Below are 22,643 nucleotides of genomic sequence, written 5' to 3' on the forward strand. Positions count from 1 at the left end.
AGCCTATTGCCGCCAACGCTCTTCCAACGAGGCTCCCTTCCTTTCCCTCCGGAGGGGGGAAAGGTGGCGCTGCAAAGCAGCGACGGATTGGGGGAAGCCGGTCATCAAAGGCGAAGCCGCCGGCGAAGTACGACCGGCAGGTCTCCGCTTAAGTCAGATAAGACACGGGTCTGCTAGCAGCTAGCGCCTTATTTCACTGACATGCTGGGGCCACCCTCGACGGCCAGCACCAGCCGGCGGTTGGTGATCCTGGCCAGCTGCGCCAGGCGCCCGGCCGGCCGCTCGCCATAGAGATCGGCCAGCGATGCCGGCAAGACCAGCGCCAGCACGCCGTTGGCGCGCTGTTCCCATTTCAGCCTGGGCATGATGCCGGGCATCGACGCCGTCAGCAGGTAGACGACGCGCATCATCGCGGCGAGGACGCGGGCGCGCTCCAGATAACGCGGCGATGCCAGAGCCTTGATCTCGGGGGCGATGGCTTCGTTGAAGATGCCGTCGTGACGATAGGCGTTGGCCATCGCCAGGAAAGCACGGCCAGGATGGTCGACGCCGAAGAAGGACGCGTGCGCAATGATGTTGAGCGATTGCTTGCCGCGGTATTCGGGATGCGCGCGCCAGCCGATGTCCGCCAGCAATGCGGCCGCGTGGCGGTAGCGCGCCTCGTCCTCGGTCTCGTCGATGCCGAAGGCGGCAAAGGTCTTGGCGGTCCAGTCGACAAGTTCATGCGCATGGGTGACGGAGCGCGAGCGCAGGCGGGCGAGTTCCTCCGAGGCCGAAATCAGCGGATCGGCCTTCCGCTCGGCCTCGTCGAGCAGCGAATAGAGAAAGCCTTCGCGCACGCCAAGCGCCGAGACGATGATCTTCGACGGCTGCATCGCCGCCATGATCTCCTGCAGCACGATGGCGCCATAGGGCAGCAGCGAACGGCGGTTCTTCGAAACGCCTTCGATGCCCTTGACCTTCTCGATCTCGGCCTTGGCCACCTGCTTGAGGAAGTTCGCCGCGCTTTCGGCCGATATCTCGTAATGGTGCATGACGCCAAGCGGATAGTTGGTCATTTCCATGTGCAGCCGGGCAAGATTTCGCCAGGTGCCGCCGACGGCGTAGAAGGGCCTGCCCTGCCCGCCTTTCAACAGCTTGGCCTTCGCCAGTTCGTCACGCGCGATCCTGGCCGCCTGGGTCAGCGAGTTCTTCGCCATGTCCTGCAGGCGCAGGCCGCCCAGCGGCAGCGTGATGCCGTCGCCGATCGCCTCGCCGCTGACATCGACCAGTTCGAGGCTGCCGCCGCCCAGATCGCCGGCGATGCCATCGGCCGGATGGAAACCGGAAATGACGCCGAGCGCGGAATAGTACGCTTCCTGACGACCGCTGATCACTCGGATCTCGGTCTTCAGCACATCCTCGGCGCGGTGGATGAAATCGGGGCCGTTGACCGCCTCGCGGGCCGCCGCGGTCGCCAGCACATACATCTGCTCGGCGCCCGCCTGGTCGGAAAGCGCACGAAAGCGGCGGAACTCTTCCATCGAGCGCGTTACCGCCTCGGGGTCGAGCTTGCCCGTCGAAACGATGCCGCGGCCGAGACCGGCCAGCATCTTTTCGTTGAACAGCATGGTCGGCGAGCGCGCCAGCCCCTCATAGACGACGAGACGGATCGAGTTCGATCCGATGTCGATGATGGACAGCGGTCGGCGGTCCTGCAGCCGGCCCTGAGAATCAGACAGCATCAGCCGGACGCTGCAGCGTTCTTCTTGCGGCGCTTGAACTGCGCGATGCGCTTGGGCGCATGCGACTTCAGCGCGTCACCCCGTCCCGACAGGCTCGGATTGGTCATGAAATATTCCTGCGCGTTGAACGGTTCCTCGCCCTCCTCCAGCACGACGCGCCGGGAGGTTCCATCAGCCAATACGTCGAAACTTTGCTGATTGTCCATAATGTTGCCCAGCATGATCTGGCCAAGGATCTGTTCATGCACAGTTGGATTGGTGATCGGCACCATGGTTTCGACGCGGCGGTCGAGATTGCGCGGCATCAGGTCGGCCGAGGAGATGTAGACGATCGCCTCGTCCGACGGCAGGCCGAAACCATTGCCGAAACAATAGATGCGGCTGTGCTCGAGAAAACGGCCGACGATCGATTTTACGCGGATGTTTTCCGACAGGCCCGGAACCTGCGGCCGCAGGCAGCAGATGCCGCGCACGACAAGGTCGATCTCGACGCCGGCGCGGCTGGCATCGTAGAGCGCGTCGATGATGATCGGATCGACGAGGGCGTTCATCTTCATCCAGATGCGCGCCGGTTTGCCTTGCACCGCGTAGGCAATCTCGTCGGCAATGTGCTTCAGGATGCGGCTTCTCAGCGTGAACGGCGAGATCGCCAACCGCATTTCGTCCGTCGGCTCGGCATAGCCGGTGATGAAATTGAACAGCTGGGCGACATCGCGGGCAATCGTCGGATCTGTGGTGAAGAAGGACAGGTCGGTGTAGATGCGTGCGGTGACCGGATGGTAGTTGCCGGTGCCGAGGTGCACGTAATTGCGCAGCTTGCCGTCCTCGCGCCGCACCACCAGCGACATTTTCGCATGTGTCTTCAGTTCGAGAAATCCGAACACCACCTGCACGCCGGCCCGCTCCAGGTCGCGCGCCCAGCGGATGTTGGCTTCCTCGTCGAAACGCGCCTTGAGCTCGACCAGCGCGGTGACCGACTTGCCGGCCTCGGCCGCGTCGACCAGCGCGCGCACGATCGGGCTGTCGTTGGAGGTGCGGTAAAGCGTCTGCTTGATCGCCACCACCTCCGGATCGGCCATTGCCTGGCGCAGGAACTGCACCACCACATCGAAGGATTCGTAAGGGTGATGGACGACGATGTCCTTCTCGCGGATGGCGGCGAAACAATCGCCGCCATGCTCGCGGATGCGCTCGGGAAAACGCGGATTGTAGGGCGTGAATTTCAGGTCGTCGCGGGGAACGGCGACGATCTCGGAAATCTGGCTGAGCGCCAATGGACCGGTCAAGACGCTGATGCGGCTGGACGACACGCCAAGCTCGCCGGCGACGAAATCGCGCAATTCGCCAGGCATCAGCCTGTCGAATTCGATGCGGATCACCGATCCGCGCCGACGCCGCTTCAGCGCCGTTTCGAACAGGCGCACGAGGTCCTCGGACTCCTCCTCGACCTCGATATCGCTGTCACGGATGATGCGGAACGTGCCGGAGCCCTTGACCTCGTAGCCGGGGAAGAGCTTGCCGATATAGAGGCCGACAGCCTCTTCCAGCGGGATGAAGCGGACATGATGCTTGCGGTCCGGCAGACGGATGAAGCGCTTCAGCGCCACCGGCAGGCGCAGCAGCGCGCTCATCTCCTCGCCATTCTTGCGATGGCGCAATTGCAGCGCCATCGAGAAGCCGAGATTGGGGATGAACGGGAACGGATGCGCCGGGTCGATCGACAGCGGGGTCAGCACCGGGAAAACCTGTTCCTGGAAATGGTCTTCCAGCCAGATTTTCTCGTCCTTGGTCAGCGCATCGCGGGTGATGCTCTCGATGCCTTCCTTGTTGAGCAGCACGGTGAGCGCCGAAAGGCTCTTCTGCTGGTCTTCCTGCAGCCGCTCGACCTCACGCAGCAGCTGTTCGAGCTGCTGTTCGGGGGTGCGGCCGTCGGGGCTCTTCAGCGTGATGCCCTCGCGCACCTGGCCGGCAAGACCGGCGACTCGGACCATGAAGAACTCGTCGAGATTGGCGGCCGAGATCGACAGGAAGCGGACGCGCTCCAGCAGCGGATGATTGAGGTTCAGCGACTCCTCGAGAACGCGCCGGTTGAACTGCAGCCAGGAAAACTCGCGGTTGACAAACCGGTCCGGGTTGCCGCCTTCCGGGCGAGCCACCTCGACATCCACGAATTCGTTCTGCACCGGCTTCAGTTCGTTCATGATTCCCGCTCTTCCACACCCGCTCAAGCCGGCTAGCCAGTCACTCTAGCGACCCATGGTCCCTCCCGGAAACCGAAATCGGTTTTCGGGCCATGGGTTAACCGGCTTAACTTATCCTCTGACAGGCTTTTGCGACAGTTTGATTTCATCGAACTTGCAAAGAGGCCTGATATGATCCAGATGCAGACGAGACTGCGTTAAGGAGACGACGATGGCAGGCGGTTCCATTCCCCATTTTCAGAACGATGCGGGCTATCCGGCAATCGACATCGGCGTGAAGGAATTCATGTGCACGGGCGCCAATCCGCCTTTCGACCACCCGCATGTGTTTCTGGACATGGGCGACGACAATGAAAAAGTCTGTCCCTATTGCTCGACGCTCTACCGCTATTCGCCGAAGCTGAAGGCGACGGAAACGCTGCCGGCCGGATGCATCTACATCGAACAGGCCGCCTGAGACTTTCGCGACCAGCCCGATGAACGACACGCGTTCCCGGCAAATTGTCGTCGCCGGGGCCGGTGTCGCCGGATTGACCGCAGCCCTTGCATTCGCCTCGCGCGGCTACGCGGTTCGGGTGTTCGAACAGGCGCAGCGCCTGGAAGCTGCCGGCGCCGGCATCCAGCTCTCTCCAAACGCGACGCGCATCCTTCGCCAGCTTGGCGTGCTCGACCGGCTGCTGCCGGCAGCGGTGCGGCCGCAAGCCGTGGTGTTGAAGAAGGCCGCGACCTTGCGCGAACTGGCGCGCGTGCCGCTGGGGCAAGCCGCCGAAACCCGCTGGCAAGCACCCTATCTCGTCGCGCACAGGGCCGATCTGCAGAGCGCATTGACCGCGCGCGTTGCCGAGGTGCCGGATATCCATCTCACCACCGGCGCGCGCATCGGCGACGTTGCCTCCGGCCCGCATGGCATCACGGCGACGGCCGAGATCGACGGCAAGACCATCGAGGCGGAGGGCTTCCTGCTGGTCGGGGCCGATGGCGTCTGGTCATCGGTGCGCCCACTTGTCGACTCGGCCAAGGGGTCGGCTTCGCCAAGAAACCATTTCTCCGGCGAACTGGCCTGGCGCGCGACCATCGCAGCCGATAGCGCCGCGGGGCAGAGCTTTGCCGCCATCGGCGCCAGGGACTGCGTCACCACCTTCCTGCATCCCGGCTTCCATATGGTGGCCTATCCCGTCAGCAAGGGTGCGGCCTTCAATCTCGCGGCCTTCACCAGGGGCGACCGCATTGCCGAGGGCTGGTCCGGCAACGCCGACGCCGGGATCCTGACCCGAGCTCTTGCCGGCACTGCGGCAGAACTTGCCCGTCTGGTCGAGCAGGCCGGCCCGTGGACCGCGTGGCCGATCCACACTGTCGACCCGCAACAGCCCTGGACAACACCGAACGGCATGGCGCTGATCGGCGACGCCGCGCATGCGATGACCCCATTCGCGGCGCAAGGTGCGGCCATGGCGATCGAGGATGCAGCGACGCTTGCCGACGCCGTCTACGCCTCCCCTACGAACCCGCTGGCCGCGCTTGCGGTTTGGGAACAGTCACGGCGGCCGCGTGTCGCGCAGGTCGCCCGACGCGGCGCTGTCAACCGGCTGGCCTGGCATGCCGCAGGGCCGGTGGCGATTGCGCGCAACGTGTTCCTGAAAATGCGCTCGTCGGAAAAACTCGCGGCGGATTTGGACTGGCTCTATGGCTGGCGGGCACCGGAGGCTGACGAAAGCTGAAACCTGCGAAAGGTTGGCGGGACAGAGGGGGGTGTGAAGGAACGCGACACTCGCCAATTCGCGGAATGCCCACGCTAATTATACAGCCGCATCGATAGCCCGAGCGATACAGGCAGCGGGTTCCACCAGCCGGTGCGCAGGCCTGCGGTGCGCAAGGCGGCCGCCGTCCAGGTGTTGCAGCCGATCAGTGCGTTGAAATGGCCGTTGGCTTCGTAGAAGCCGTCGAACCTGGAATAGGCCGCGTCCGGAACGAGGATCGGGCCTTCCGGTCCGCGCTGGAAACTCGCATCGATGAAATCGAGCAACGCCGCGAACCGGTCCTCTGTGATGTCGAACCCCGCGATGTCAGGGGGCGGTTCGAGGATGTCACCGGCGACATCGACATGCATGACCGACGCGTCGAGGGTCAGTGCCTTCATCACCGGTACCGCCTTCAGCTCGGACCATGTCGGCGTCTCCAGGTAGAAGGCGCGACCGCCCCAGCCGAAGACGATGTAGCGGACCTCCGGCCTGTCGGCCGGTATGCCGGCGTCGACCAGGAAGTGGAAACGCTGGCGCACGGCATCGTCGACCGGGATGGCGATATCGGTGTGGATCGGATTGTTCAGCACCAGGATGTGGCGCGTCGCGGCGGGCATGGCGGCGGCCGCCGGCCACAGCGGCCGCGGCACGAGGGTGCCCGTCGTCACGGCGAGAGCGACGACAATCAACAGAAGGCCTAGAAAACGTCCCAGTCTCTTCATGAAAAGCGGCTCTGCAAAAGCGCTCCAGCGCGACAGGAACGGTCGCCTGTTATGCCATACGCAAAAGAGCCCGGCAGTGTTTCAGCCGGGCTCCTCGCAAACATCGAAAGCCTAGTGCAGGATCTGCGACAGGAACAGCTTCGTGCGCTCATGGCGCGGGTGGTCGAAGAACTCGGCCGGCGTGTTCTGCTCGACGATCTGGCCCTGGTCCATGAAGATCACCCGGTTGGCGACCTTGCGGGCAAAACCCATCTCGTGGGTGACGCACAGCATGGTCATGCCTTCTTCGGCAAGGCCAACCATGGTCTCCAGCACTTCCTTGATCATCTCCGGATCAAGCGCCGAGGTCGGCTCGTCGAACAGCATGATGCGCGGGTTCATGCACAGCGAGCGGGCAATCGCCACACGCTGCTGCTGGCCGCCGGAAAGCTGGCCGGGATATTTGTTGGCCTGTTCCGGGATCTTGACGCGCTTGAGGAAATGCATGGCGATTTCCTCGGCCTGCTTCTTCGGCGTCTTGCGCACCCAGATCGGCGCCAGCGTGCAGTTCTCCAGGATGGTCAGATGCGGGAACAGGTTGAAGTGCTGGAACACCATGCCGACCTCGCGGCGCACCTCGTCGATCTTCTTGAGATCGTTGGTCAATTCCTTACCGTCGACGATGATCTTGCCCTTCTGGTGCTCCTCCAGGCGGTTGATGCAGCGGATCATGGTCGATTTGCCGGAGCCGGAGGGGCCGCAGATGACGATGCGCTCGCCGCGCATCACTTTCAGGTTGATGTCCTTCAGCACATGGAACTCGCCATACCATTTGTGCATGGCGATGATGTCGATGGCGACATCGGTCGTCGAAATCTGCATCTTGGCGGCGTTGACCTTGATCTCTTCGGCGCTGACGGCATTTTCGGTGGCCATGAGAGGGATCCCCTTGTTCTTTTGTTTATGTTTAGCGTTTGTGGCCGGTGTCGAGCCGGCGTTCGGTGTACATTGAATAGCGCGACATGCCGAAGCAGAACAGCCAGAAGACGAAGGCGGCGAAGATCAGGCCGGACCTCGCCGTCTGCGCGGTTGCCCAGTTTGCATCGGAAAAATTCTGTTTGACGATGCCGAGCAGGTCGAACATCGAGATGATGATGACCAGGCTGGTGTCCTTGAACATGCCGATGAAGGTGTTGACGATGCCCGGGATGACCAATTTGAGCGCCTGCGGCATGACGATGAAATACATCTTCTGCCAATAGCCGAGGCCGAGCGAATCGGCACCTTCATATTGGCCCTTGGGGATCGCCTGCAGGCCGCCGCGCACCACTTCGGCCATATAGGCGGCGGCAAACAGCGACACGCCGATCAAAGCGCGCAGGAACTTGTCGAACGAAACGCCCTCCGGCAGGAACAGCGGCAGCATGACGCTGGCGAAGAACAGCACGGTGATCAGCGGGATGCCGCGCACCGTCTCGATGAAGACGACGCACAGCGTCTTGATGATCGGCATCTTGGAACGGCGGCCGAGCGCCAGCACGATGCCGAGCGGCAGCGACACGGCAATGCCGACGAAGGACAGGCTGAGCGTTACCAAGAGCCCGCCCCAAAGCGAGGTCTCGACATGCGGCAGGCCGAACATGCCGCCGACCAGCAGGACGAAGGCGACGATCGGCAGCACGAAGAACAGCAGAACCGCATTCAGCCCTTTGCGTGGCACCTTCGGCATCAGCATCGGCACCAGCAGCGCCACGAACAGGATGGCGACCAGGATCGGCCGCCAGCGCTCCTCGATGGGATAGCGGCCGAGCATGAACTGGCCGAACTTGGCATTGACGAAAGCCCAGCAGGCGCCGGTCCAGCCATCCGGCTGGATGCCGCCTTGCGCCACCGTGGCGCATACGGTCCGGTCCGGCCCCGTCCACACGGCGTTGATGAACGCCCAATTGATGATTTGCGGCAGGATCATCGCCACCAGGGCGATGCCGACGATTGTCAAAATCGTGTCGCCGGTAGACGCGATCAGGTTCTTGCGCACCCATGCGCCGAGGCCGGTGACGCTGGCGGGCGCCGGCTGCGCCAGCACCATTTCGGTGCGCACCCAGGACATATCATGTTCTTGCATGTCCTTACCTCACCTCTCCACCAGCGCCATCTTGGCGTTGAACCAGTTCATCACAAGCGAGGTCAGAAGGCTGATGGCGAGATAGATCACCATCATGATCACCACGCCCTCGACGGCCTGGCCGGTCTGGTTCAGCACTGTCCCGGCGGTCGCCGTCAGGTCCGGATAGCCGATGGCGATGGCCAGCGACGAGTTCTTGGTCAGGTTGAGATACTGGCTGGTCAGCGGCGGAATGACGATGCGCATGGCCTGCGGCACGACGACCAGCCGCAGGATCGATCCGGAACGCAATCCCAACGCTCCGGCGGCTTCCGTCTGGCCCGCGCTGACACCCCTGATGCCGGCACGCACGATCTCGGCGATGAAGGCGGCGGTATAGCAGGACAGCGCCAGATAAAGCGACAGGAACTCCGGCCGGACCTGAAAGCCGCCGGTCAGGTTGAAAGTCGACTGCTTGGGGTAATCGAAGCTCAGGGGAAAGCCGCTCAGCGCATAGGCGAGCAGCGGCAGCCCGACGATCAGCGCCGCGGATGTCCAAAACACCGGAAATTGCTGGCCGGTCGCCATCTGCCGTTGCCGCGCCTTGCGCGCGACGAACCACGCCATGGCGATGCCGACGAGCAGGGCGACGAAAATCAGCCATGAACCGTCGCCCCATACGGCGCGTGGAAAATAGAAACCGCGCTGGTTGAGAAAGGAGCCGAACGGCAAATTGATGCTGTCGCGTGGCGCCGGCAGCACGGCCAGCACGCCGGAATACCAGAAGAAGATGACCAGCAGCGGCGGGATGTTGCGGAAGACCTCGACATAGACGGTGCAGATCTTCCTGATCAGCCAGTTCTTCGAGAGCCGGCCGATGCCGATGACGAAGCCGATGATTGTCGCGGTGATGATGCCGACGATGGCGACGATGACCGTGTTGAGGAGGCCGACCAGAATGGCGCGGCCATAGGTCGAATCCGACGAATAGGCGATCGCGCTCTCGCTGATATCGAAGCCGGCGCGGCCCTTGAGGAAGCCGAAGCCTGAAGCGATGCGCAACCGCGTCAGGTTGTCGATGACGTTGTGGGCAATCCACCAGACGCCCGCCACCAGCAGCACGACGACCAGCACCTGGAAGAATATGCCCCGGATTTTCGGATCGTTGATGAAGGAGCCGCGGCTGGGCTCCTCGCGAAGTACGTCCTGCGATGCCATTCGACCGTCCCCTGGAAAGAGAAACCGGGAGGCAGATGATCTGCCTCCCGGATCACATTTCGATCAGCGGATCGGCGGCGCGTATTGCAGGCCGCCCTTGGTCCACAGCGCGTTGATGCCGCGCGCGATCTTCAGCGGGCTGCCCGAGCCGACATTGCGCTCGAACATTTCGCCATAATTGCCGACGGCCTTGACGATGTTGACCACCCAGTCATTGGAGACGCCGAGATCGGTACCGATCTTGGTGTCGGCTTCCTGGCCGAGAACGCGCTTGATCTCGGGGCTGGCCGAGTTCTTCATCTCATCGACATTGGCCTTGGTGATGCCGAGCTCTTCAGCCTGCAGCAGCGCAAAATAGGTCCATTTGACGATGTGGTACCACTGGTCGTCGCCCTGGCGAACGGCAGGTCCGAGCGGCTCCTTGGAGATGATCTCGGGCAGCACGACATGGTCGGCCGGCGATCCCAGCGTCAGGCGTATGCCATAGAGGCCCGACTGATCGGTGGTGTAGACGTCGCAGCGGCCGGCATCATAGGCGGCGTTGACCTCTTCCAGCTTTTCGAAGACGACGGGATTGTACTCCATCTTGTTGGCCTTGAAGTAGTCGGCGAGGTTCAGCTCGGTGGTGGTGCCGCTCTGCACGCAGACGGCTGCGCCCGAGAGCTGCAATGCCGAATTGACACCCGGCAGCTTCTTGGCGTTGATCATGAAACCCTGGCCGTCATAATAGGTGACGCCGATGAAATTCAGGCCGAGTGCCGTATCGCGGTTGATGGTCCAGGTGGTGTTGCGCGACAGGATGTCGATCTCGCCCGACTGCAGCGCGGTAAACCGCTCCTTGGCGCTGAGCGGCGTGAACTTGACCCTGGAGCCGTCACCGAAGACGGCGGCCGCGACAGCGCGGCAGAAATCCGCATCGATGCCTTGCCAGTCACCCTTGTCGTCCGGCGCCGAAAAGCCGGCCAGGCCGGTGGAGACGCCGCACTGGATGAAGCCCTTCGCCTTGACGGTGTCGAGCGTGGCCGCCGACGCGGCGGACGCCATCAATCCAAGCGTGGCGGCGCCTAGAATGCCGATAGCAATGTGTTTCATGACCCACAGACCCTTTTCTCTGTTTTTCAGGAGTAAATCCTGATTTTTTTCTCCCGTGTGAACGCGGCTTCATCCCGGCCCATCCCGAAACCCCGCATCGTAACCGACGCGCCGCCTCCCATTCACAAATGTCATCGAAGGCGATAATTCCTGTGAGGTCAAGGGAAATGACCCAAACCCGAAGAGTTTGAAAACCGATTGCCGTAAATGCCTGATTTACAGACAAACACGCCCGCGAATTAGTCAGCAGGGGCCAATAAAGGCGGCAAAGCTGATGCAACGCCAACGCGGGGCCGATACCGGCCGCGGCAGCGAAATCCATCCCGGGCAAATACCTCGTGGTTGTTGACCTCCGCGTGGGGCGAACTACCATGTCCCAAGATTGTCTTCTGACGATTTACTGGCGGCTGCAGTCCAATACAGGTCGCAGACGAAGACTGTTCTCAAGAGGCTTGAAAGACGATCCAGGTCCCGATGCCAGCCATCAACGCGCCTGAAACGCGCGGAATCAGCTGCCCGGTCGGCACCGTCTTCTCCAGCAGGACGAGGATGGCGATGCCGGCGATCCACAGCACGTTCATGACGCCACCGACGAACAGCAGAGCCATCAGCGCCCAGCAGCACCCCAGACAGTAGGCGCCGTGATCGATGCCCAGCCGGAGCGCGCCGAGCGGAGCGGAGCGGAATCCGCCATGGCCGGCCAGGAACGCGATCGGGGCCTGACATTGGCGCAGGCAGACGCCCTTCATCGGCGTCCATTGATAGAGACCGGCGGCGATCAGGACGAGGCCGCCGAGGACCGCGCTGCCGGTCGCCATCGAGGGGTCGAGCAAGGCAAGACGGGCGAGCAGCCATTGCGCACCGGTCGCCACGAGGCTGAAGACGGCCCAGACGGCGAGGTAGCCGGCAAAAAACCATCCCGTCGAAGCGATGGGCCTGCCATCCGCCCGCGCCTTGCGGCCGACACCGGCATAGAGCAGCAACATCGGTGCGACCGAAGGCGTCATCATGCCGACCATCATCACCGCCCACATCGTGAAGGTGAAAGCGAAATCGGCCAATGCCCAGGCCCGGATGCCTGGCGCCACGGCGGCGCCCATATCCATGCCGCCCATACCCATGTTCGACCCGTCCATATTCGACATGTCCATTCCGGCCATGTCACCGCCTCCGCTGTCCGGCAAGGCGGAGCCGGGCATGACCATGTCGGTGGCGAGCCACAGCACATAGGCCCAGGCGAGCACGGCAATCACCACGAGCGCGGCCATCACGACCGCGCGATCGCGCCGCAGCACCGCCTCGAGGGCCGTGTCGCCCATTGGATCAGGTCAATGCACGATGCCGCTCTGCGTGAGATGCAGATTGGCGAAATGGCTGTGCGTATCGGCCAGCTCGAACTTGATCGGGCCCGTCGCCTTTGTCCAGCCGCGCCCGACCTCGGCGATCGCGTATTCGAAGCCGTGCGGCAGGTCGATGCGCGCCTGGTGGGCAGCGCCGGTGACCGGATTCCGGATCGGCTCGCCACGACCGTCGGTTATACCCTCGACATGCAGCTGACTGGTTCGCGCGTCGACGTCGATGTTGAATTCGATCGGCGCAAAGATCGGGTCGTGGAACTTCTCCAGCGTGGTCGAAAAGACCTGGAATATCGTTGCACCCGGTTCGGTATCCAGACCGCCCAATATGCGAAGCAGCGCGCCACGTTGGGCTTCCGTCGCCCTCTCGTCGATGATCACCGCGGCTTCGCCCCCGCCCTGGTGTATGGCGCCGGGCCAGCTGAAAATCCCGACGAACCGCAATCCGTCGAGCTTGGTGTCGCCGTGATGGCCGCTTTCGATTTCCATGCCGGCGACCGCCTGGCAGAACCCGTATGTCGGCATGGCGTTGAACTGGCACGGGCAGCCATAGGCGCAGTTGCAGTTGATGAATTCGCGCGCCTTCATGGCCCATTTGACGTCCGGCATGGCATTCCTCCCTTGCCGCGCTCACGCTTGGTGAGCGCGATCCGGATCGTGGAGGACCAGAGGTCAACCGGCAGCAACCATCCGGCAGCATCTGATCGAAGCAATCCGGCGATTAATATTAGCCGACAATCATATACCTTCCGCAGCCGCCCACAATAGCCGATCGGCGGAGATGAGGGCTCCGAACGCAGGTCAATCAAAGACCGCCTTTTCGCGATAGGAATTTTTTCTTGACAGCCTGCCCTCAGCTATGATACATTTTCGTCCATGGTGCTGATTTGCGCCGATGACCCGCCGCACAGGCGGGTTTTTCGTTTTGATATCCTGTCCCCGCATCGCTGTTTTTGCCGCGACGAATTGGCATATTCGAAGTCCATCTCCTGGCGGACGGTGGCTGTTGCACGGTCCATGCCGCCGCACTATGGCTAGCGGCTTGTCAAACAAGGCGACGCAGAATGGCGAAAGACGGCGAGCACTTTAGCGGCGGGATGGGCATCAACACGCGGCTTGCCCATTCGGGCAACAATCCGCACGACTATTTCGGCTTCGTCAATCCGCCGGTGGTGCATGCCTCGACCGTGCTTTTTCGCGACGCGGCGTCAATGGCGGCTCGCACCCAGAAATACACTTACGGCACGCGCGGCACGCCGACGACCGATGCGCTCGCCCACGCCATAGACGCGCTGGAAGGTTCGGCAGGCACGATCCTGGTGCCGTCGGGCCTTGCGGCGGTGACGGTACCGCTGCTCGCCTTCGTGTCGGCCGGCGACCATCTGCTGATCGTCGATACCGTCTATCATCCGACCCGCAACTTCGCCGACACGATGCTGAAGCGGCTGGGCGTCGAGGTCGAGTACTACGCCCCCCATGTCGGCGCCGGCATCGCGGCGTTGATCAAGCCCAACACCAAGGTGGTGTTCACGGAATCACCGGCCTCCAACACCTTCGAGGTGCAGGACATCCCAGCCATCGCCAAGGCGGCGCACGCCGCGGGCGCCATCGTCATGATGGACAATACCTGGGCGACGCCACTGTATTTCCGCCCCCTCGACCACGGTGTCGACATCTCGATCCATGCGGCGACCAAATACCCGGCCGGCCATTCCGACGTGCTGCTTGGCACGGTGTCGGCCAATGAGAGCTGCTGGACGCATCTTTATGAAAGCTTCTGCACGCTTGGCTGCTGCGCCGGGCCCGACGACGTCTACCAGGTGCTGCGCGGCCTGCGCAGCATGGGCGTGCGCCTTGAACACCATCAGCGCAGCACGCTTGCCATCGCCTCCTGGCTCGAAGGCCAGAAGGGCGTGGCGCGCGTGCTCCACCCGGCCCTGCCCAGCCACCCGGACCACGAACTGTGGAAGCGGGACTTCTCCGGATCGAGCGGCATCTTTTCCATCGTGCTTGCCGGCGGCGGACAAAAGCAGCAGCACGCCTTTCTCGACGCGCTGCAAATCTTCGGCCTCGGCTATTCCTGGGGCGGCTATGAGAGCCTTGCCGTGCCGGTCTGGCTCGGCGACCGCGTTGTCGCGAAGGCCCCCTATGAGGGTCCATTGATCCGCCTGCAGATCGGCCTCGAGGACGTCGACGACCTGAAGGCCGACATTTCGCGCGGCCTGACCGCGGCGGCGGCTGCGTAGCGGAATTCTATTCCCTCAAATTGCAGTTTCCCGGATCAGTTTGGCTTTCAAATTCAACGATGCCGCGTCATTGCGGTGCGATCAGCACATTTTCGACTTCCCCTGGAATATCGGCAGAGTTTTCGACCCCATGGCTTTCCGCCTTTTTGTTCCCATTCTTGCCGGCGCGACGCTGCGCGAGCGTCTCGTCGCCTGTATCGGCGCGACGATCGGCATTGCACTCACCGGTGTGATCGCCAGCCTTGTGCTCGGCAACGGCCCGCACGTGCCGCTGCTGGTGGCGCCGATGGGGGCGTCGGCGGTGCTGCTGTTCGCCGTGCCCGCCAGTCCGCTGGCACAGCCATGGTCGATCATCGGCGGCAACACGATATCGGCACTGGTCGGCGTGATCGTGGCGCATTTCATCCACGAAACCGCCCTTGCCAGCGGCATCGCGGTGGCACTGGCCATCGCCGCCATGTCGTTCACGCGCTGCCTGCATCCGCCGGGCGGAGCGGCCGCGCTGACCGCGGTGCTGGGAGGGCCTGCCGTGATCAGCGCCGGCTTCCTGTTTCCATTCGTGCCGGTGGCGCTGAACTCGATCCTGCTGGTGGCGCTCGGCTACGGCTTCCACAGGCTGGCCCGGCGCAATTATCCGCATGTGCCGGTTGCGGCGCCGGCAAACAGCCACGGCACCGGCGATCTGCCGGCGCAGCTGCGCGTGGGCTTTCGGTCGGAAGACATCGATGCCGCGCTTGGCGCACTCGACGAGACGTTCGATATCGATCGCAACGATCTCGACCGGCTGCTGCGGCAGGTCGAATTGCAGGCGATGGTGCGCGCGCACAAGACCCTTCTGTGCGAGGACATCATGTCGCGCGATGTGATCTCGGTCGATGCTCACACCTCCACCGAGGCGGCGCGCCAATTGCTGCTTGACCACAACATCCGCACCTTGCCGGTCGTCAATGCGGAAGCCAGGCTGGCAGGCACGGTGGGGTTGCGCGAACTCACCCAGGCCTCGGGGACGGTTGGATCCGTCTTAACGCCCGCGGCAACAGCCGCCGCCGGCGTCGCCGCCATGGGTCTGCTGCCCGTCCTCACCGACGGCCGCAGCCATGCGGTCATCATCGTCGACGACGACAAGCGGATTCTCGGGCTGATCACCCAGACCGATCTGTTGGCGGCCACGGCGCGCCTGCAGGCTGCCTGACAAGCCTTCGCTCGCACTGTAGTGTAGCGGCCGCCGGACCCGGCAGAAAATCTTCGGGAACCTTTTGCCGGCGACAGCGTCCAATCTCCCAATCGAGATCCTGGTTCGGAGATTGGGTTGAGGAAACTTGCCATGCCTGCTGTGTTGACGGCCGTGCCTTCCGCTGTGCCAGGCGAGATGCAGCTTGTGCACCGCGCGCTGGCGCGCGACGGCGACGCCTTCCGCACCATCATCAAGACACACAATCAGCGGCTTTACCGGATCGCGCGCGGCGTCGTGCGCAATGACAGCGAGGCCGAGGACATCGTGCAGGAGGCATACGTCAAGGCCTTCGCCCATCTCGATGCGTTTCGCGGCGACTCCTCGCTCGCCACATGGCTATCGCGCATCGTCATCAACGAGGCGCTCGGCCGGCTGCGCAAAAGACGCAAAACGGTGGCGCTGCCGGAAAATCCGCAAGCCGAGATCATCCGGTTTCCCCTCAATCCCAGCGACGATCCGGAACGGACAATGGCGCAACGGCAGATCCTCCAACTGGTCGAACAGGCCACCGACAGCCTTCCCGACGTCTACCGGACGGTGTTCGTGGCGCGGGTGATCGAGGGGCTGAGCATCGAAGAGACCGCCGACCTCCTCGGCGTGCGGCCGCAAACCGTCAAGACAAGGCTGCACCGCGCCCGCGCCCTTGTCCGCAAGGCGCTGGACGACCAGATCGGGCCGGTGCTGCTCGACGCCTTCCCCTTCGCCGGCCGGCGTTGCGAACGACTGACCAGCGCCGTGATGCGACGGCTCGGGCTGGAAAGCTGAGCCTCAGCGGATTTCAGTTCATTTCAGCGGGAACGTTTGCCGCTGACCAGCATCCAATGACCGTCAACCGAAAAACACTGTCCGGGACGATTTCAGCGTCCCGGCGAAGGAGATGCCATGTCTATCCGACACACTGCTGCGCTCGCCGCCCTGCTGCTGCTCGGCACCGCGCCGTTCGCACAAGCCGCCGACAAGCCGACCGATCCGCAGATCGCCCATATCGCCTACACGGCCGGGGTCATCGACATCGAAGCGGCCAAGCTGGCCATCGACAAATCGAAGAACAAGGAGGTTGTCGATTTCGCCAAGGATATGGTCCGCGATCACGAGGCTGTAAATGTTCAGGCGCTCGACCTGGTCAAGAAGCTCAAGGTCACCCCGGAAGACAACCCCACCAGCAAGGCGCTGACCAAAGCTGCGACGGAGGAGCGGGCCAAGCTCGCCAAACTCCACGGCGCTGCCTTCGACAAGGCCTATGTCGACAATGAGGTCGCCTATCACAAGCAGGTCAACGGCGCGCTCGAAACCCTTTTGATCCCGTCGGCGCAGAATGCCGAGCTGAAAAGCCTGCTGGAAACCGGCTTGAAGATATTCCAGGGCCATGAGCAGCACGCCGAACACGTCGCCGGCATGCTCAAGTAAGGACCGGGAGCATGCAGAACCACCATCTGTGGATTGCGTTGACGCTCGCCGTCGGGATCGTGCCGGCGCAAGCCGAAACCATCCAGGTCACCATCGACAGGCTGGTGTTCTCTCCGGCCACCGTCGAGGCAAAGGTCGGCGACACGATCGAGTGGGTGAACAAGGATGTGTTCGCCCACACGGCAACCGTGAAAGGCGGCTGGGAAGTGATGATCCCGCCGAAGAAATCCGCAAGCCTGACTTTGAAGACGGCGGGACCGGTCGACTACTTCTGCCGCTTTCACCCCAACATGAAGGGCCGTTTGGTGGTGGCGCCCTGATCCAGCTCCGACGAGTGCATGTCGCCCAAAAGTAACCTCGGTTTTGGGAGAACGACACGCATAAAAACAAAGACCTGAAGCGGGTCGCCTGAGGAATTCCAGCGACCCGCTTCAGGCTCGCCTGGCCTCGTCGGGACGCGCGATATGTGTCCACGAGCCGTCATAGCCCGGCTCGCGGCGTGCAATCCAGGCATTCAGCCCTTCGCGCAGATCAGCGGTCGGGGCCACGCGGGCAAACTGCTCGGCCTCGACCAGCAAACCTTCGGCGATGCTCTGGTTGAGGCCGCGCGCCACTGCCGTGAGGATGCCGGCAATCGCCAGATCGGAGTGCCGCAGGATACGCCTGGCCAGATCAAATGCCGCCGGCATCAACTCGGCATGCGGCACAACCTCGTTGACGAGACCCAGTTCAAGCGCCCGCGGCGGCGCAAACCAGTCGCCGGTCAACAGCAGTTCGAGCGCCCGCTTGCGCCCCGCGAGCCTCGGCAAGCGCTGGGTTCCACCAAAGGTCGGCGGCATTGCGAGGTTGATTTCCGGCTTGGCGAACAAAGCGCGGTCACTGGCGATAGCGAGCGGTACGGCCTCGGTGATTTCGCAGCCGCCACCAAAGGCAATGCCGTTGACGGCGGCGATGATGGGCTTGCGGTAGGCTTCCAGCCTCGCCGTCAGCCGCTGCCCGCGCATGACGAAATCCCGCATCGCGACACCGACGCCAAGCGCCACGCTGGCCGAGAACTCGTGAATGTCGCCCCCCGCCGAAAACGCCCGCTCCCCTGCTCCGGTCAGAATGACCGCTCGGACGCCGTCATCGACTTCCATGTCGTCAAGGACCGCAAGCAGGCGGTCGATCAGGGCATAGTTCAGCGCGTTGAGTTTCTCCGGCCGGTTGAGGGTGAGGATGGCAATCCCATCCCGGGTTTCGCTAAGGACAAGATCTGTCATTTGGCTGTTCCTTCTCCATCATGCTGATGGAAGGAAGACTATGCCCTTTGTCGCTTGTGTATATTCACTAGTCGGTATACATAGGCTTATGCCCGACACGCAGAGCCCTACCCGCAAACGCATTGTCGATGCCGCGACCAGGCTCTTCTATGCAGAAGGAATCGGTCGTGTCAGCGTCGATGCCGTTGCCGAGGAAGCGGGTCTCACCAAGCGCACGCTCTACTACCATTTCAAGAGCAAGGACGACCTGATCGCCGCCTATCTCGACGGCCGCGACCAACCCAATCTGAAGCGGATGGCCGGCTGGTTCGAGGCTGCCGAAGGCGGCGCGGATCGCAAGGTCGAGGCGATCTTCACCAATCTGGCGAGGTCCGCTCGCCACCCGAAATGGAAAGGATGCGGCTTCCTGCGCACGGCCGCCGAACTCGCCTCGATGCCCGGACATCCGGCGGTCAAGGTGGGCGCGCGGCACAAGCTGAATTTCGAAACATGGCTGGCCGGCGCCCTGTCGGACCATGGCGTCGCGGAGCCGCAAACCCTGGGGCGCGAGATCGTGCTTTTGATCGACGGCTGCTTTTCGATCATGCTGATCCACCGCAACCCCGATTACATCGAAGCGGCCGGACGCGCCGCGGCGACGCTGGTGCGGGCGCGACTTTCAGGCAGTCAGGTCTAAAGCGCGACGCGCTTTAAGCCTTTGGTTTTATGCATGTCGTTGGCCCAAAACCGGGGCCACTTTTGGGCGACATGCATTAGAAACCGAAAGCCAGCCATGCGGTGCCGGCGGCCAGCGTTATCAGCGTCAAAGGCAAGCCGACCTTGAAAAAAGCGCCGAACGACAGCGTCGTGCCGGCGGCCCGCGCCTGTTCGGCGACGATCAGGTTGGCGACCGAACCCAGCAGCGTGAAATTGCCGGCCAGCGTCGAGCTCATGGCGACGACCAGCCAGGCGCGCTCGGGGTTTTCGAGGCCGGGTATGAAGGGCCGCAGCGCCAGCACGGCCGGAACATTGCTCATGATGTTGGAAAGCACCGCGGTGAAGCCGGACAAGCGCCAGACGTCGTCCAGCCCGAGGTTCCTGGCCGAAGCGATCATGTCGGGCGAAAGAAGCGTCTTTTCAGCGCCGGCGACGACAACGAACAGACCGGCGAACATGAACAGCAGCGGACCGTCGATCTCGCGGTAGATGCGCTCCGGCTTGATGGCCCGGGTGAGCAAGAGGATGGCGCCGCCGATGAGTGCTGCCTTGGCGACGGGCACGCCGGCGAAGAAGGCAATTGCCAGCCCGATGCAGACCACCACCGCCTTCAGCACCTGCCCCTTGTGCATGCGGCCACGCGAGACCTCGGGCGTCAGTTGGACGGTGCGGGCGAATTCGGCCCGGAAGACAATGCGGATGATGACAACGACCGCGACGAGGCCGAACAGGGCGACCGGAGCCAGCGCTGCCGAAAAGGCCGGATAGGAAATGCCCGACAGTGCACCGATGACCATGTTTTGGGGATTGCCGGTGATGGTTGCGACGCTGCCGCAATTCGACGCGGTGGCGGTGGCGATCAGATAGGGGATCGGGTTGCGCTTGATCACACGGGTGACGTGGACGACGATCGGCGCCATGACGAGACAGATGGCGTCGTTGACCAGGAAGGCGGACAACACGCCGGTCAGCAGCGTCACCATCACCAAGAGCATGAAGGGCGCATGCGCGTGCTCGATGGCGACGGCGCCAAGGCCACGAAAGGCGCCCGACACTTTTAAATGCGCCACCACAATCATCATGCCGAGCAGAAGCGTGATGGTATCGAAATTGATCGCCCGGTACGCATCCTCCATGCTGAGCGCGCCGATGGCGATCATCGCGGCCCCGCCGAGAAGCGCGATCCCTGCCCGGTCGAGGCGCAGGCCGGGGATGCGGCCAATGGCGACACCGGCGTAAGTCAGGATCAGGATCAGCAGTGCCGCCGCGCCCATCAAAGTCATCGATAAGAAGTCCTGCCCAGTCTGTGGCACGCCGCTGGCTGTCGGCCCCATTCGTCCGCTTTGCGTGCCTGCTTTAGCGCGATGTCGAGATCGATGACAGCGGGCATGTTGTTGCGCCAAGGATGTCCCATGGCCCAAAGGATGACGTGCAGCTAACGCAGGTAGAAATCCAGCCTCTGTCGCACAGCTTGGGAAGAATAGGTCTGCTCGACGGTCTGCCGTGCCTTGAGGCCCACTGCCGCCCGCAGCGCCGGGTCGGCTTTGAGATCGGCCAGGATGCGCGCCGCCTGCTGCGTCGTTTCGAACAAGAAACCGTTTTCGCCATGCCTGATATGGTCGGAATAACCGCCATATGAATGGCAGACCACGGGCAACCCGCAGGCCATCGCCTCGAACACCACGCGACCGAAGGTTTCCATATGCCAACCGGTGCGATAATAAAACACGTCGAGCGTCTGCAGAAACTCTTCGGCGGAAAATTGGCCGGGTGGGAACAGTTCGAGTTGCGGATGCGGCATGAGGCTGTCCTTGAGCCCTATCCCTCCCTGTATCCGCAAGGCTGTACCTTCGGCCAGCAATGTCTTGTAGAGGGGTATGTCATCGGGATGATGTTTGCCCGGCCCATCGCGGCTCAAGCGTCCGACGGTGAAGGGACGATCCGAACCCAGACGCCGTGGTGAAAAACGTTCGATATCGATCGGAGACGGATGCACGGTGCCATCGACTTGGAGCATCCGTCTCTGAAAATCGGAAATCAGCACCAGTTCGGCGTCGGGCCAGTTCAGCATGCGGGGCATGCGTCTCGTCAGCGAGATGATTTTCGGGTGAAAGGTATTGAAGACATAGATCAGCCGGCGCGGCCGCGGGATCAGGTAAGGCCATATCTTGTTGCGCCAATGAGAGCCGAGAAAGACGTAGGTACCGCCATTCGGTACATCCCACTTCGACAGCGAGACGCGGCGAATCGGGAAATTCCGCATCAACTCGCCGGACACGCTGGAGGAGGTTGCCCACAGATGCACCTCGGAATCGACACTCAACAACCGGTACAGTTCCAGAGCTTCAAGGTCACTGCCACCGAAGGGGTCCTGAAAGCCGTTGAACAAATGGATCATAATAGCTGTGTTTACCTGACCGTTTCCGCATATGTTCGCCAGCATCAAAAATCATGATCGCTGTCGGCCGGAACGCTTGGAAACTCAGAGTCAAAACCGTTTCTGCCGACAACGAAAATCGCCAACGCGGGGGAGTATACCGGCAAGCGGTTGCAGTCCATGGCCCATCGAGCCGGCATGCTATCCGTAAGGATCGGATTCCTTGCGGCTGATTATAAGCATTTGGAAACATAGAAGGAGCGTCTGTTTCGAGAGCTTCCCGATCAGCCTTCTGCAAGTTTCTGCCATCAATGCACGGTGGCGACGCCGGGCGCAGGCGCCGGAGACGTTCCGGCCGGATCGAAGCTGACTTGATCGCGTCCGTTCGACTTGGCCGTGTAAAGCCTTCTGTCGGCAGCGGAGAAAATTTCCTCATAGGTGATCGGGCCGGTAAAGCTTGTGCCGCCGATGCTGACGGAAAGCGGACAAGGCCTGCCGCCGGGTGAGAATTCCATCTCCCTGATACGCCGGCGGATGCTTTCGGCAACCACCCAGGATTGCGAGGGATCCACGCCGGGCAGAAACACGCCGAATTCTTCGCCGCCGATGCGGCCGACGATATCGCTGCCACGCAGTTGCCCCTTGATCGCCTGCGCTATCAGTTTGAGGGCCTGATCGCCGCAATCATGGCCCAGGCGGTCATTGATCGACTTGAAGTGGTCGGCGTCGATGATCAGCAGCGCCCCCGAACGGGTCTGCTCCTGCTTGCGGGTCTGCTCGAGATAGGCTTCGACCAGCATCGAGAAGGCGCCACGGTTCAGCACCGCCGTCAGGCTGTCGGTCGCGGCGATGACGCTGAGATCGCGCTGCGCGATGGCCAGCTGGCGAATCTTCCACATCAGGAAAAACAGAAACGAGCCGCCCAGCACCAAAGGCAGCATCAGGTCGGTCATCTGCGCCCGCCACACGGCCTCGGGCGAAAGATAGGGAAAATTGAAGGAATCGACGAAGAACGCCACGGCAATGAAGAATGCCGTACCGACTGCCGTGACAGCGATCACCCTGCCCCAGCTCGTCGGCGACAGATCGAGCTTCATCGCGTCCACTCCGTTAGCCGTCGCTACTATGACGCACCAACCCAAACAAATTGATAAGACTTTCCCTCCAATTCGATGTCGGCGGCGGAATCAAATCCACCGGCCAACCAGCCCCTGCCTATGACTTGCGACAGACGCTTGGGCAGACGCCACAGGACGGCCGCTGGAAAGCAGCCATCCTGTTTCAAAG

Annotated in this window: 21 protein-coding genes; 8 read left to right on the forward strand and 13 right to left on the reverse strand. The window is 62.6% G+C overall.

The window, feature by feature from the left end:
* Positions 1-188 precede the first annotated feature (188 nt).
* Positions 189-1,724, reverse strand: a complete 1,536-nt coding sequence (gene ppx, locus MESCI_RS23300) for an exopolyphosphatase (protein ID WP_013532415.1) — start codon at positions 1,722-1,724, stop codon at positions 189-191.
* Entirely contained in the window at positions 1,724-3,925 is a 2,202-nt protein-coding gene (locus MESCI_RS23305) for an RNA degradosome polyphosphate kinase (protein ID WP_013532416.1), read from the reverse strand. Before MESCI_RS23305 ends, ppx begins: the two co-directional genes overlap by 1 nt.
* Positions 3,926-4,136: 211 nt before the next feature.
* Here MESCI_RS23305 and MESCI_RS23310 point away from each other — a divergent pair, with 211 nt between their 5' ends.
* Together MESCI_RS23310 and MESCI_RS23315 are read left to right on the forward strand one after the other, a co-directional pair.
* Positions 4,137-4,382 carry a zinc-finger domain-containing protein gene (locus MESCI_RS23310; RefSeq protein ID WP_013532417.1) on the forward strand — a complete coding sequence of 82 codons (246 nt, stop codon included), beginning with the start codon at positions 4,137-4,139 and terminating at the stop codon, positions 4,380-4,382.
* 19 nt (positions 4,383-4,401) lie between these two features.
* A complete protein-coding gene (locus MESCI_RS23315) occupies positions 4,402-5,643 on the forward strand; it encodes an FAD-dependent monooxygenase (protein ID WP_013532418.1) in 1,242 nt (413 codons plus the stop codon).
* 74 nt (positions 5,644-5,717) lie between these two features.
* Here MESCI_RS23315 and MESCI_RS23320 read toward each other — a convergent pair whose 3' ends face one another.
* The 7 genes from MESCI_RS23320 to MESCI_RS23350 all read right to left on the reverse strand — a co-directional run bounded on the left by MESCI_RS23320 (position 5,718) and on the right by MESCI_RS23350 (position 12,743).
* On the reverse strand, positions 5,718-6,386 hold the full coding sequence (locus tag MESCI_RS23320) for a TIGR02117 family protein (RefSeq protein ID WP_013532419.1): 669 nt from the start codon (positions 6,384-6,386) through the stop codon (positions 5,718-5,720).
* A gap of 111 nt (positions 6,387-6,497) precedes the next feature.
* Positions 6,498-7,247 carry an amino acid ABC transporter ATP-binding protein gene (locus MESCI_RS23325; protein WP_031213892.1) on the reverse strand — a complete coding sequence of 250 codons (750 nt, stop codon included), beginning with the start codon at positions 7,245-7,247 and terminating at the stop codon, positions 6,498-6,500.
* A gap of 85 nt (positions 7,248-7,332) precedes the next feature.
* A complete protein-coding gene (locus MESCI_RS23330) occupies positions 7,333-8,490 on the reverse strand; it encodes an amino acid ABC transporter permease (protein WP_013532421.1) in 1,158 nt (385 codons plus the stop codon).
* A 9-nt stretch (positions 8,491-8,499) separates the two neighbouring features.
* Positions 8,500-9,687 carry an amino acid ABC transporter permease gene (locus MESCI_RS23335; protein WP_013532422.1) on the reverse strand — a complete coding sequence of 396 codons (1,188 nt, stop codon included), beginning with the start codon at positions 9,685-9,687 and terminating at the stop codon, positions 8,500-8,502.
* A 63-nt stretch (positions 9,688-9,750) separates the two neighbouring features.
* Positions 9,751-10,779, reverse strand: coding sequence for an amino acid ABC transporter substrate-binding protein (locus MESCI_RS23340; protein WP_013532423.1), 1,029 nt, complete (start codon positions 10,777-10,779; stop codon positions 9,751-9,753).
* A 443-nt stretch (positions 10,780-11,222) separates the two neighbouring features.
* Complete coding sequence (locus MESCI_RS23345; RefSeq protein ID WP_013532424.1) at positions 11,223-12,098, reverse strand: DUF2182 domain-containing protein; 876 nt, start codon at positions 12,096-12,098, stop codon at positions 11,223-11,225.
* A gap of 9 nt (positions 12,099-12,107) precedes the next feature.
* On the reverse strand, positions 12,108-12,743 hold the full coding sequence (locus MESCI_RS23350) for a DUF1326 domain-containing protein (protein WP_013532425.1): 636 nt from the start codon (positions 12,741-12,743) through the stop codon (positions 12,108-12,110).
* 455 nt (positions 12,744-13,198) lie between these two features.
* Here MESCI_RS23350 and MESCI_RS23355 point away from each other — a divergent pair, with 455 nt between their 5' ends.
* From MESCI_RS23355 to MESCI_RS23375, 5 genes are all read left to right on the forward strand, one after another.
* Positions 13,199-14,380, forward strand: coding sequence for a cystathionine beta-lyase (locus MESCI_RS23355; RefSeq protein ID WP_013532426.1), 1,182 nt, complete (start codon positions 13,199-13,201; stop codon positions 14,378-14,380).
* 130 nt (positions 14,381-14,510) lie between these two features.
* On the forward strand, positions 14,511-15,572 hold the full coding sequence (locus tag MESCI_RS23360; protein ID WP_013532427.1) for an HPP family protein: 1,062 nt from the start codon (positions 14,511-14,513) through the stop codon (positions 15,570-15,572).
* A gap of 132 nt (positions 15,573-15,704) precedes the next feature.
* Positions 15,705-16,379, forward strand: a complete 675-nt coding sequence (locus tag MESCI_RS23365; RefSeq protein ID WP_013532428.1) for an RNA polymerase sigma factor — start codon at positions 15,705-15,707, stop codon at positions 16,377-16,379.
* A 117-nt stretch (positions 16,380-16,496) separates the two neighbouring features.
* Positions 16,497-17,021 (forward strand): DUF4142 domain-containing protein, encoded by a 525-nt coding sequence (locus MESCI_RS23370; protein ID WP_013532429.1) that lies wholly within the window; start codon positions 16,497-16,499, stop codon positions 17,019-17,021.
* An 11-nt stretch (positions 17,022-17,032) separates the two neighbouring features.
* The gene (locus MESCI_RS23375) at positions 17,033-17,341 is read left to right on the forward strand and encodes a cupredoxin domain-containing protein (protein ID WP_013532430.1); all 309 of its coding nucleotides are present in this window, start codon (positions 17,033-17,035) and stop codon (positions 17,339-17,341) included.
* Positions 17,342-17,452: 111 nt separating this feature from the next.
* On the opposite strand, the gene MESCI_RS23380 is transcribed toward MESCI_RS23375, so the two are convergent.
* Entirely contained in the window at positions 17,453-18,283 is an 831-nt protein-coding gene (locus MESCI_RS23380) for a crotonase/enoyl-CoA hydratase family protein (RefSeq protein ID WP_013532431.1), read from the reverse strand.
* Positions 18,284-18,371: 88 nt separating this feature from the next.
* Here MESCI_RS23380 and MESCI_RS23385 point away from each other — a divergent pair, with 88 nt between their 5' ends.
* The gene (locus MESCI_RS23385) at positions 18,372-18,959 is read left to right on the forward strand and encodes a TetR/AcrR family transcriptional regulator (protein WP_024505017.1); all 588 of its coding nucleotides are present in this window, start codon (positions 18,372-18,374) and stop codon (positions 18,957-18,959) included.
* A 76-nt stretch (positions 18,960-19,035) separates the two neighbouring features.
* Here MESCI_RS23385 and MESCI_RS23390 read toward each other — a convergent pair whose 3' ends face one another.
* The 3 genes from MESCI_RS23390 to MESCI_RS23400 form a co-directional block, all read right to left on the reverse strand.
* Positions 19,036-20,262: an anion transporter gene (locus tag MESCI_RS23390; protein ID WP_013532433.1), complete on the reverse strand. Its 1,227-nt coding sequence runs from the start codon at positions 20,260-20,262 to the stop codon at positions 19,036-19,038.
* Between the two features lie 152 nt (positions 20,263-20,414).
* Positions 20,415-21,377: a glycosyltransferase family 4 protein gene (locus MESCI_RS23395; protein ID WP_013532434.1), complete on the reverse strand. Its 963-nt coding sequence runs from the start codon at positions 21,375-21,377 to the stop codon at positions 20,415-20,417.
* A gap of 287 nt (positions 21,378-21,664) precedes the next feature.
* Positions 21,665-22,453: a GGDEF domain-containing protein gene (locus tag MESCI_RS23400; RefSeq protein WP_013532435.1), complete on the reverse strand. Its 789-nt coding sequence runs from the start codon at positions 22,451-22,453 to the stop codon at positions 21,665-21,667.
* Between the last annotated feature and the right edge of the window lie 190 nt (positions 22,454-22,643).

Source organism: Mesorhizobium ciceri biovar biserrulae WSM1271, assembly GCF_000185905.1.
Taxonomy (GTDB): domain Bacteria; phylum Pseudomonadota; class Alphaproteobacteria; order Rhizobiales; family Rhizobiaceae; genus Mesorhizobium; species Mesorhizobium ciceri.